The organism is Rheinheimera sp., assembly GCF_020217005.1.
Taxonomy (GTDB): domain Bacteria; phylum Pseudomonadota; class Gammaproteobacteria; order Enterobacterales; family Alteromonadaceae; genus Pararheinheimera.
In genome coordinates this window covers 1-11,168 of sequence record NZ_JAIWOI010000348.1, presented here as the reverse complement: position 1 = coordinate 11,168, position 11,168 = coordinate 1, and the positions used below count along the sequence as shown (strand labels likewise).

Below are 11,168 nucleotides of genomic sequence, written 5' to 3'. Positions count from 1 at the left end.
AGGGGTGGCAGAGCGGTTTAATGCACCGGTCTTGAAAACCGGCGAAGGTTAATAGCCTTCCGAGAGTTCGAATCTCTCCCCCTCCGCCATTAAAACCACCATAAAGGTGGTTTTTTTATATCTGCAGCTTTTCTATCTTATTGGTTTTTAAGATTTTTCTGTGTCATCCCATACAAATTTGTGTTACTTATCACATTCGGTGATGAAGTGCTTGAGCTTTATCCTGTCTCTGCTTTATGCTCAGTCAGATTAGGACTAGACTAAAGCTGTTTACCTTTGCCCCGGAGAAATCAAATTGATTAATGTGTTATTAGTGGATGATCACGAGCTGGTTCGGACCGGCATCAGTCGTATACTAATGGACGAGCGTGGTATCAAGGTGATTGGCGAAGCTATTTCTGGTGAAGCTGCCATCCAGTTTTGTCGCGCCCAAACACCTGATGTGGTACTGATGGATATGAACATGCCTGGCATGGGCGGCATGACTGCTACCAAACGTATTTTACATTACTGCCCTGAAATTAAAGTACTGGCGTTATCTGTATCATGTGAAGAACCTGTGCCAACTAAAGTGATGCAATTAGGGGCTTCAGGCTTTATCTCTAAAAATGCCGCTCCGTCGGAAATGGTCAGTGCCATACGCAAAGTGCACGCTGGTGAGCGATATATCTCCGGAGAGGTAGCTCAGAAAATGGCGATGAGCCGTGTCACCAGTAACAACCAGAATCCTTTCGAAGAATTATCAGACCGTGAAATGCAGATCATGTTGATGATCACCCGTGGTCAGAAGGTCAATGACATAGCAGAGCAGTTGAATGTGAGCGCTAAAACCGTCAATTCTTATCGCTACCGGATGTTTGAAAAGCTGGACATTAGCGGTGACGTCGAGTTGACTCACCTTGCTTTACGCCATGGCATGATCGACATTGCAAAGTTATAACCTGCGCTATGATGTTAAATAACGATGTTTGACGCCAAAAATTTCCTGAAAACCGCGCCTCATCTCCCTGGCGTCTATCGCATGCTGGATCAGAAAGAAACTGTCATTTACGTCGGTAAAGCCAAAGATCTAAAAAAACGCTTATCCAGTTATTTTCGTCAAAATGTTTCAGGCAGTAAAACCAGAGCTTTAGTCAGCCATATTCACAATGTGGAAATAACTGTCACCCAAAGTGAAACTGAAGCACTGATATTAGAAAATAATCTGATTAAACAGTACCTACCTAAATACAACATTCTACTCAGGGACGATAAGTCTTATCCGTTTATTTTGATCACCAACCACAAACACCCTCGTATCAGTTCGCATCGTGGCCCCCGCAAAGTGGAAGGTCAGTATTTTGGTCCTTACCCCAGTGCAGGTGCTGTCTGGGAAAGTTTAAAACTATTGCAAAAAGTATTCCCTATACGCCAGTGCGAGGACGGTTTTTATCGCGCCCGAACCCGGCCTTGCCTGCAATATCAGTTAAAGCTCTGCTCTGCGCCTTGTGTTGGCAAAATATCTGACGAAGAGTACGCCGCTGAAGTTAGAAATACTTCGTTGTTTTTATCTGGCAAAAGTCAGCTGTTGATAGAGCAACTGGTGGAGAAAATGGAAATAGCCAGCAGCGAAATGGCCTTTGAGAAAGCGGCTCAGTACAGGGATCAGATTGTCAGTTTACGCAAAGTGCAGGAGCAGCAATACGTCAGTGGTGATCACGAAGAGATGGATGTGATAGCACTGGAATGGTCGCATGGAGTAGCCTGCATTCATGTGCTCTTTATCCGTGATCACAAAGTGCTTGGCAGTAAGAACTTTTTCCCGAAAGTGCCGGCTGGTTCTGAAACTGAAGAGATTTTGCCGTCCTTTTTAGCGCAGTTTTATTTAAGTGGTGCCGGTGGCCAAATGGTGCCTAAGGAGCTGGTGTTAAGCGAGCAGGTAGCAGATGACGAACAGTTGGCGCAGGCCATCAGTGAGTTAGCCCAGCGTAAAGTCAGTTTTGTTTATGCCAAGCGAGGCGAAAAAGCCCGTTATTTAGCCTTAGCCCAAAAGAATGCTCAATTGGCAGCAGCGACAAAGTTATCAGTCAAAGAACAAGTGGCTGTGCGTTACCGCGAGTTGAAACAGACGCTACAACTTGAGTCCCTGGATCGGATGGAATGCTTTGATGTCAGTCACACTATGGGGCAGTCGACTATTGCTTCTTGTGTAGTATTTGATGGGCAAGGGCCGAATAAAAGCGAATATCGTCGTTTTAACGTAGAAGGCATAACACCTGGAGATGACTATGCCGCTATGCTATTCGCGCTAAACAAAAGGTATGGCAAACTAACAGATGAAAGCCGTATTCCTGATTTGATTTTAATAGATGGCGGCCAGGGACAACTCACTCAGGCTATTAACTTTTTCAGCGACTGGCCTTTTAGCAAAAGGCCGCTATTGGTGGGTGTAGCCAAAGGCACCAGCCGTAAACCAGGTTTAGAAACTTTAATTTTACCTGACAACCCGGCCGGTTTCTCTCTTGCTGCAGAATCACCGGCTTTGCATTTAATTCAGCAAATCCGTGATGAAGCACACCGTTTTGCTATTACAGGCCATCGTAATAAACGCGGTAAAGCCATCATTAAAAGCCCGTTAGAAAATATCGACGGAGTAGGTGAGAAACGCCGACAAGCTTTGTTACAATATCTCGGAGGTTTGCATGGCGTGATGCAGGCTTCTGTGGACGAACTCGCGACAGTACCGGGAATTTCCAGGCAACAGGCCGAAAAGATTTACCAGGCATGTCACAATAACTAAAAATTTGTGCCGACTTTGAGAAGTAGTGTTATGTGGAATATTCCAAATCTGTTGACTCTGTTCCGATTGTGTTTGATCCCGGTTTGTCTATTCTGCTTTTACTCTGAATTGGAACACGCCCGTTTTTTTGCCGCTTTTGCTTTCTGGTTTGCTGCTATCACGGACATGCTGGATGGTTACATAGCGCGTAAAATGCAATTAATGACTCCTTTTGGTGCCTTTTTAGACCCGGTCGCAGACAAACTGATGGTTGCAGCGGCCTTAGTGCTGATTGCTGTGGATATGCAAACTCTGTGGGTGACTATTCCGGCTTTTATTATGATAAGTCGGGAGATTTTAATTTCGGCCTTGCGTGAATGGATGGCTGGAGTAGGGCAACGCGCTCAGGTGGCTGTATCCGAAGTTGGCAAATACAAAACTGCAGCGCAGATGTTGGCTTTGATTGGCTTAATATGGCAACCCGTCGATTGGCTGACGGATGTAAGTATGGCGTTGCTTTACATTGCTACTTTATTAACAGTCTGGTCTATGCTGGTTTATTTAAAAGCATCCTGGCCTTCGCTGAGTAAATAAGCGGAAAAAGTTTGCAAAAACAGCAGCCAAGCTACTTTTTGAGCAAACGAATTTAAAAGCATAAATTTGTGGTTGACGTAAAAGCATAAACCAGTAGAATGCGTCTCGTGTTACGGCGAATGGCCAGTTAAAAGCGGGCATAGCTCAGTTGGTAGAGCGCGACCTTGCCAAGGTCGAGGTCACGAGTTCGAGCCTCGTTGCCCGCTCCAAGTCGTACGCCAGATGGCGGGTTGGCAGAATGGCCATGCAGCGGATTGCAAATCCGTCTACCTCGGTTCGACTCCGGGACCCGCCTCCATTTAATGCTGGTACTTGGTTGAATGCTGTTGGCTGTAATACAAAAAGAAAGTGTTTGCCCGGGTGGTGAAATCGGTAGACACAAGGGATTTAAAATCCCTCGCTCGAAAGGGCGTGCCGGTTCAAGTCCGGCCCCGGGCACCATCTCTGCATGATGATGTAGAGATGTGGATCAGACCTGAAGTACCAAAACAGGTCGAAGTTAGCAAGACCCTCAGCGGGCATAGCTCAGTTGGTAGAGCGCGACCTTGCCAAGGTCGAGGTCACGAGTTCGAGCCTCGTTGCCCGCTCCAAATTAAGAAAAAGCAGCCTTAGTGCTGCTTTTTTGCTTTTAGCCTAAAGCATGTTGTCTTTGCACCTTTAGCTTTAAGTTTTTCGTATAAAAGCAAGAAGCGGCCTTGGCCGCTTCTTGCTGTCCGTTCACGTATTTAACTCAGCAATTGTGGCCCTAACCATAAACTAAACAGGCTGATAGCCGCTATACCGACCAGATTCAACACTAAACCTGCTCTGACCATGTCTTTGATCTGCAATTTACCTGACGCGAACACTATAGCGTTAGGAGGCGTTGCCACTGGTAACATAAAGGCAAAACTAGCAGCTAACGCAGCTGGTACTACTAAGTACAGTGGCGACAATTCCATAGAGACAGCAACAGGGCCCAATAATGGCAGGAAGGCTGCGGCAGTCGCTGTATTACTGGTGACTTCCGTCAGGAAGATAATCAGACTGGTGACTGCTACCAACAGCAGGATAGGCGGTACACCGTCCAATAAATGCAGTTGTTGCGCCAAGAGTTCAGCCACACCGGTCTTTTGGATCTGATCCGCCATACTCAAGCCACCACCAAACAGCAATAAAACGCCCCAAGGCACATTCTGACTGTCTTTCCATTCTAACAAAGCAGCGCCAGAACCTTTTTCTCCCGGCAATAAAAACAATAAAGCGGCGGCGCAAAGTGCAATGACAGTGTCGCTAATGGGCAGCCCAGTCCATTTCACCAACCATTGCTGGCTAATCCAGCTTAATGCTGCCAGTGCAAACACCATCAGCACCAACTTTTGTGAACGAGACATCAAGCCTAGCGCTTTTAACTGGGCTGGAGTGTCATTTTGACCAGAGTCAGTTGCAGGCATCCGGAAATGGATTTTAGTCAGCCAGAACCAACAAATGACAAGCATGGTCAGCGCCAAAGGAACACCTAAAATCATCCAGTCGGCAAAGCTGATTTGAATGCTATAGCTTTTTGACAGATAGGCAGCTAATAAGGCATTAGGCGGCGTGCCGATCAGTGTTGCTACACCACCAATACTGGCGCTGTAGGCAATCCCCAATAACACAGCCTTGCCAAACTGGTCCTGGGTTGAAGCATTCGCCATAGCGATAATAGATAAACCGATAGGCAACATCATCACGGATGTGGCGGTGTTGGACATCCACATCGACAAAAAGGCTGTGACAGCCATTAAGGCAGCAATTTGTAGTCCGGGTGAAGTGCCGACCAGAGACAAGGCTTTTAGCGCAATGCGCCTGTGTAAATTGGTCTTCTCCATCGCAATGGATAAAAAGAAGCCACCAAAAAATAAAAAGATCAACGGATGGGCATAAGGTGAAGTCGCTGCATCCAGTTTATCTATGCCCAGTACTGGAATAAAAATCATCGGCAGGATAGAGGTAACGGGGATAGGCACTATTTCTGTGATCCACCACAATACCATCCAGGCCATTAAACCTGTGACCATCCAGGCTGCCTGGCTCATTGCTGTGGCCGGTGGAGGGAGAATAAGAGTGAGTAAGAGTAATAAAGGACCGCAGAGTAGAAGTAAGCGGCTGGTCATAATTGACATAGACAATCCTTACGAAAAGAGACCGGAGCTAAGCTCCGGTCCGGATCAGAACAAGAACTTCAAACCTAAAGCGGCTGCGTGATCATTGTCGGTTTCGAAATTGAGTGTGGACAGAAGCAGGTAAGCCGTCAAATTGTTTCGCCATTGGTAATCCAATCCAATGTTATTCAGACGGGCTTTTTCAGCATGGCGGGTTTGGCTGTCATCTTTCTGCCATTGCCATTTATATGTCCAGTCACCACGCTGGTAACTCAGCTGAGCCAGCCAGGCATCCCCCTGAACTGCGCGAGTCACATGCTCACTGTGCTGGTACATTAGACCAGCGGCAAGCTTGGCCCCGTCTGCCTGCCACAAAGGCATTTGCGCCACTATTCGTTCAGCGGTGATGTTATTCAGCTCATCTGTACGACCGTAGGCCAGATATACAGGATGTTTTTTCAAAGCTGGATCACCATAGCCCAGTACCCAGTCATAACCCCCGGCAGTTTCGTCGCTGGCTCCAGTCTGGTAAGTCGCTGAAAAATTGAAACCTTCAACCATGGGCGACTGGTAGCCAATCACATTCTCCAACCTGTCCTGACCCGGTGTAATTTGTGCCATATCGGCCAGGGTTTCATTGAATAAATCGATTTTGCCTTCGGACTTTTTAAACTTGGTGTCGTTTTTGCCAAACACCAGTTCGCCATACGTACCGGCAACGCCAATGTAGGTGTTACGCGAGCCTAGTTTGTGATCTCTGTTGGCATCATCCAGCCCATTGACTTGCCATTCGTAGACCGCAATCACAGCAAGGCCTTCCGTCAGTTGATGTTTGGCTTTCAGACCTAACCGTGAAAAAGGAGCCTCGATCTGGTGGCCCTGATCGGCGTATCGATACAAGCCTTTGTCGACATCCAGCGCCTGCAACTCAAGTTTGCCATACCAATCCCATTCAAAGGCATTGGCTGAAGCACTGGATGCAAGAGTAGCAAAGAGCATTACTGATAAATACGACTTAGCCATGTTGCACCTCTGCAGTGCTGGCTGTTGCGACAGTAGCACTTTTTTCTACAACACTAGCTCCTTGCGCCAGCTCTTTATCCAGTTGTGCAGTGTCGAGTTCCCCACACCATTTAGACACTACTAAAGTAGCTACACCGTTACCTATCAAATTGGTTAAAGCACGGGCTTCGGACATAAATCTGTCTATGCCTAAAATTAATGCGATGCCAGCGACAGGCACTGAGCCCACCGATGCTAAAGTGGCTGCCAATACAATAAAACCACTGCCTGTAACGCCGGCCGCACCTTTAGAGGTGACTAAAAGCACAGCCAGCAAGGTCAGCTGCTGCGTTAAATCCATAGGGGTATCCGTGGCCTGAGCAATAAAAACTGCTGCCATAGTTAAATAAATAGCTGTGCCGTCCAGATTAAATGAGTAACCAGTAGGGATCACTAACCCGACGGTAGATTTGGTTGCGCCCAGGCGCTCAAGTTTGGCCATCATACGAGGCAATACAGACTCTGAAGAAGAGGTACCTAATACTATCAGTAATTCTTCTTTGATATAGCGGATAAACCTGAGGATAGAAAAATCGTGGTAACGGCAAATAGCACCCAGTACTACGAAAATAAAGACTAAACAGGTCAGATAGAAGGTCGCCATTAGGCCTGCTAACGACCATAAAGTCGCAATGCCGTATTTGCCTATGGTGAAAGCCATAGCTCCAAAAGCACCTATAGGCGCGACTTTCATCAGCATATGCACTATGGCAAATAACACTTCGGAGCTTTTCTCGACATAACCAAAAATCAGGTTTTGTCGTCCGCCTAAACGCTGTAACGCAAAACCAAACAAAATAGAGAAAAACAGTACTTGCAGCATGTCACCCCGTGCAAAAGCATCAAAGACGCTGCTAGGGATCACATTCAGTAAAAAGTCTGTGGTGCTTTGCATCTGATCTGGCGCTGTGTATTTACTGATGGAATGCTGGTCCAGACTGGCCGGGTCGATATGCATACCAACACCAGGCTTGACGAGGTTAATCACAACTAAACCAATAATTAATGCAATGGTGGATACGATTTCAAAGTAGAGCAGGGCGTAACCACCTGTTTTGCCTACCTTTTTCATATCTTCCATACCAGCTATACCTACCACTACGGTACAAAAGATAATGGGCGCGATAATCATTTTAATCAGCTTGATAAAAGCTGTGCCCAGTGGCTGCATTGCAGTACCAAACTCTGGGTAAAAATGACCTAAAAAGATACCGACACTGATGGCAATTAATACCTGGATATACAGGCTGGATAACAGCCTTATGGCTTTATTTTTCATTGTTATTGTCTCTCTGGTTATGGAGAAAATCTCCCTGTCAGACAGTCAATAGCAAAGAGAAGGCCAGCTTTGTTTTATTGAATATGTCTATAAAATACAAAGGGTTATATGTTGTAGATTGAAGCTCTTTCGAGGGGTGTGCGGAATTCCACACAGATGGCAACTCTTTGTGTCACTTAATCCGCACAAGATTGTGTTAGTCTTCCGGCTTATCCAGAAAGTCGCGGCGGGTCAGTTGATACTTCGCCATTTTGTCGTACAAGGTTTTGCGCGGTAAATCCAGCTCTGCCATCACAGCTTTTATTGCACCTTTGTGCTGATTCAACGCTTCTTCCAACAGCATTTTTTCGTAGTATTCCACGCGTTGCTGCAAACTCATGCAGCCTGTGATGCCATGTTCAGCTTTATGCTGTTGTTGACTAAAGGCGATATCAGCCCCCATCAAGACATAACGTTCGGCCATATTACGCAGCTCTCGGACGTTACCTGGCCATTGGTGCTGAGCTAACTGCTGTAACCCGACACTTTGAAGTGGAATGTACTCTTTATGAAAACGCGCCGCCGCTATACGGGCATAGTGCGAAAACAATAAAAACACATCATCTTTGCGTTGGCGTAGCGGTGGCAGCTGTAAATCCACCAGAGACAAGCGGTAATACAAATCACTGCGAAATTCACCTGTGCTTGCCAGCTGTTTTAAATCGGATTTACTGGCCGCTATCACCCGAATATTCAAATCAATAGCCTGATTGGAGCCTAAGCGGGTTACTTTGCGTTCTTCCAGCACCCTCAGCAGTTTGACCTGCAAAGACAGAGGTGTACTTTCGATTTCGTCCAGCAGCAAAGTACCACCGTTGGCAAATTCAAACTTTCCGATACGTTTTTTGTCTGCGCCGGTAAAAGCACCGGCTTCGGCACCAAAGAGTTCACTTTCTATCAGCTGCTCTGGAATAGCACCGCAGTTGATAGCCACAAAGTTATGCTGACGTCTGTCGCTTTGTTCGTGTAAATAACGGGCGACCAGCTCTTTGCCTGTGCCGGTTTCACCATAAATCAGCACATCGGCAGGGGCGTTGATCACTGCATCCAGAGTACGGCGCAACTGCTGCATGGCCGGGCTTTGCCCTAAGATACGTAAACCTGGTTGTTGTTCGCGTGCAACCGCAGCTTTGAGCTGGCGGTTTTCCAGTACTAAATGACGTTTTTCTAAAGCGCGGCGGCTGACTTCAATCAAATGGTCATTATCAAAAGGCTTTTCCAGAAAATCGTAAGCGCCTTGCTGCATGGCTTTTACTGCCAGCGAGACAGCGCCGTAACCTGTCAGCATCACCACCGGAATTTCGGCGTCTATGGCATGAATTTTTTGCAATAGTTCCAGGCCATTTAAGGCCGGCATATGCATATCGGTGATGACTATTCCGTTGAAACTGCTGCTGACCCGGCTTAAGACGTCCGCAGGATTGGCCGTAGCAATACAGGTTAAATCTTCAAGTTTAAACAACTGGCTGACAGCGCCTCGGATATCAGCCTCATCGTCAATAAAAATAATGGCTGGAGGCTGTTGTTCAATGTTGGCCATTTAAGATCCTGTTGTCGCAGTCAAAAGCACAATAATAAATTCGGCGCCGCCTTGTGGCGCATTACGCACTTCAAGGTGGCCACCAAATGATTGCACTATACGTTGTGAAATGGAAAGACCCAAACCCAAGCCATCGCGTTGTTTGGTGGTAAAAAAGGCTTCGAAAATGCGTTCCAGATGATGAGGTTCTATACCAGGCCCCTGATCGCGAATATGAATGCTCACCTGATGAGCCTGAGTCCTGACTGCGACATGAAAAGCGGCATCCGCTAATCCAGCCATCGCCTGTACACCATTGGTCAGAATATTCACCAACACCTGCTCCAGCTGAATACTGTCGGCCAGAACTGCAGGAGACTGATCAGGCAATTGCAGCCGTATTTTGACACCTTGCTGTTGGCATTGGTGTTTCACTATACCCAGCGCATCCAGCACCAGTTTATTCACCTGCACCAACTGGTTTTTGCCAGAACTTTTACGACTAAAATCTTTAAACTGCGCCACTATCACACTTAAGCGCTGCATCAGTTGCCGCATCGCCTGAATATTGGTTTTTGCGTCGTCCAGATAACCTTTATCGAGCAATTTTTCAGTGGTTTGAGCGTAGCTTTGTAAAGCCGTCAAAGGTTGATTTAACTCATGATTCAACGAAGCGGACAAAGCGCCTATAGTGGCAAGTTTCGCTGTTTGTACCAGATGCTGTTCGGTTTGAGCCAGCTCGGTTTCGGTTTGCTCACGCCGCTCAATCTGTCGTATCAATTGCCTGTTGGTTTCAGCCAAATCTTTAGTGCGGTCTATCACCCTTTGTTCCAACTGCTGATTGTGTTGAACGAGTTGCTGGTGACGTTTTTTTCGTTCGCGTCGCACCCAGATCGCCAGCAGGGCTGAGCTATAGACTAAAGTCACCAGCAAGAGCACATACCATAACGCAGACTGTTGTGGAGCAGGTGAGGCCAGTACAGTTAAAGTCCAGCCAAACTCTGGCAAAGTTCGTTGATAAGGCAAAAAACTCTGCGTTTTATCGCCAAAGGGCAAATGCCAAAGCGGATAAGCCGTAGCCAATAAGGCCGAACCCACAGTATAACGCAGAGGCTTTATCGCTTGCGTGATGTAACGTTGCTGTTCGGACGCAGTCAGTGGTTTGCCAGTTAAGCTGGTTAAACGCCAGTCCGGAACATCTGACAAAAACACTTCGTCGCTTTGTCCTGTCACCATAAAGTGGCTATCGGCTAAACCAGCAATTTGTTGTTGATGTTGCTCTATAGGTTCCAGATCGACTTTCGCCACCATCACAGCCAGGATCTGTCCTTTGATACGAACAGGGACACTGTAGTAATAACCCCGACGTTCGCTGGTGTGACCCAAAGCGTAATACTGTGCGTGCTGGCCCGCCAGCGCTTGTTGCACATAAGGTCTGAAGCCAAAATCCCGGCCCAGATAATAAATGCGGCCTTTTGCATTAGAGCTTGCTATCACTATGCCTGCAGGATTAACCAGATATAAATCAGCGACATCCGCACTGCGTTGTAGTTGAAATAAATATTGATTTAGCTGCTCGCTACTGGCTGGCAGATCGCGCAGCAGTGACTGTAATAAGTCTGAGTCAGCGACCTGTTTGGGTAAATCGGCATAGCGGCCAATTTCATAACGGATAAAGGCGGCGAGGTTATCACTTTGTTGTTGGGCTTTGACGGTCAGCTGACGATAGTTCCAATGCTGCGCTGCTGATGCGGCCAGTAGTAGTACCAGCAAGTAACCACAGATCAGCAAAAA

The 11,168-nt window shown here is 46.9% G+C and carries 8 protein-coding genes and 4 tRNA genes; 7 read left to right on the top strand and 5 right to left on the bottom strand.

Features of this window, described 5'->3' with window-relative positions:
• Nucleotides 1-295: 295 nt before the first annotated feature.
• The 7 genes from uvrY (at nucleotide 296) to LDL40_RS17080 (ending at nucleotide 3,942) form a co-directional block, all read left to right on the top strand.
• Nucleotides 296-940 (top strand): UvrY/SirA/GacA family response regulator transcription factor, encoded by a 645-nt coding sequence (gene uvrY / locus LDL40_RS17110; RefSeq protein ID WP_300996665.1) that lies wholly within the window; start codon nucleotides 296-298, stop codon nucleotides 938-940.
• A gap of 24 nt (nucleotides 941-964) precedes the next feature.
• Nucleotides 965-2,779, top strand: coding sequence for an excinuclease ABC subunit UvrC (gene uvrC, locus LDL40_RS17105; RefSeq protein ID WP_300996664.1), 1,815 nt, complete (start codon nucleotides 965-967; stop codon nucleotides 2,777-2,779).
• 30 nt (nucleotides 2,780-2,809) lie between these two features.
• Nucleotides 2,810-3,352 carry a CDP-diacylglycerol--glycerol-3-phosphate 3-phosphatidyltransferase gene (pgsA, locus tag LDL40_RS17100; RefSeq protein ID WP_300996662.1) on the top strand — a complete coding sequence of 181 codons (543 nt, stop codon included), beginning with the start codon at nucleotides 2,810-2,812 and terminating at the stop codon, nucleotides 3,350-3,352.
• 133 nt (nucleotides 3,353-3,485) lie between these two features.
• Nucleotides 3,486-3,561, top strand: a tRNA-Gly gene (locus LDL40_RS17095).
• Between the two features lie 15 nt (nucleotides 3,562-3,576).
• Nucleotides 3,577-3,650 (top strand) — tRNA-Cys (locus LDL40_RS17090).
• A 56-nt stretch (nucleotides 3,651-3,706) separates the two neighbouring features.
• Nucleotides 3,707-3,793, top strand: a tRNA-Leu gene (locus tag LDL40_RS17085).
• 73 nt (nucleotides 3,794-3,866) lie between these two features.
• A tRNA-Gly gene (locus LDL40_RS17080) sits at nucleotides 3,867-3,942 on the top strand.
• A gap of 135 nt (nucleotides 3,943-4,077) precedes the next feature.
• Here LDL40_RS17080 and LDL40_RS17075 read toward each other — a convergent pair.
• The 5 genes from LDL40_RS17075 to LDL40_RS17055 form a co-directional block, all read right to left on the bottom strand.
• Entirely contained in the window at nucleotides 4,078-5,496 is a 1,419-nt protein-coding gene (locus LDL40_RS17075) for a DASS family sodium-coupled anion symporter (protein ID WP_300996661.1), read from the bottom strand.
• Between the two features lie 45 nt (nucleotides 5,497-5,541).
• On the bottom strand, nucleotides 5,542-6,498 hold the full coding sequence (locus tag LDL40_RS17070) for a porin (RefSeq protein WP_300996660.1): 957 nt from the start codon (nucleotides 6,496-6,498) through the stop codon (nucleotides 5,542-5,544).
• Nucleotides 6,491-7,816, bottom strand: coding sequence for a dicarboxylate/amino acid:cation symporter (locus tag LDL40_RS17065; protein ID WP_300996659.1), 1,326 nt, complete (start codon nucleotides 7,814-7,816; stop codon nucleotides 6,491-6,493). Before LDL40_RS17065 ends, LDL40_RS17070 begins: the two co-directional genes overlap by 8 nt.
• Nucleotides 7,817-8,012: 196 nt before the next feature.
• Nucleotides 8,013-9,395: a sigma-54 dependent transcriptional regulator gene (locus LDL40_RS17060; protein WP_300996658.1), complete on the bottom strand. Its 1,383-nt coding sequence runs from the start codon at nucleotides 9,393-9,395 to the stop codon at nucleotides 8,013-8,015.
• Nucleotides 9,396-11,168: ATP-binding protein (locus LDL40_RS17055; RefSeq protein ID WP_300996657.1), on the bottom strand; the 1,773-nt coding region annotated here is incomplete at its 5' end.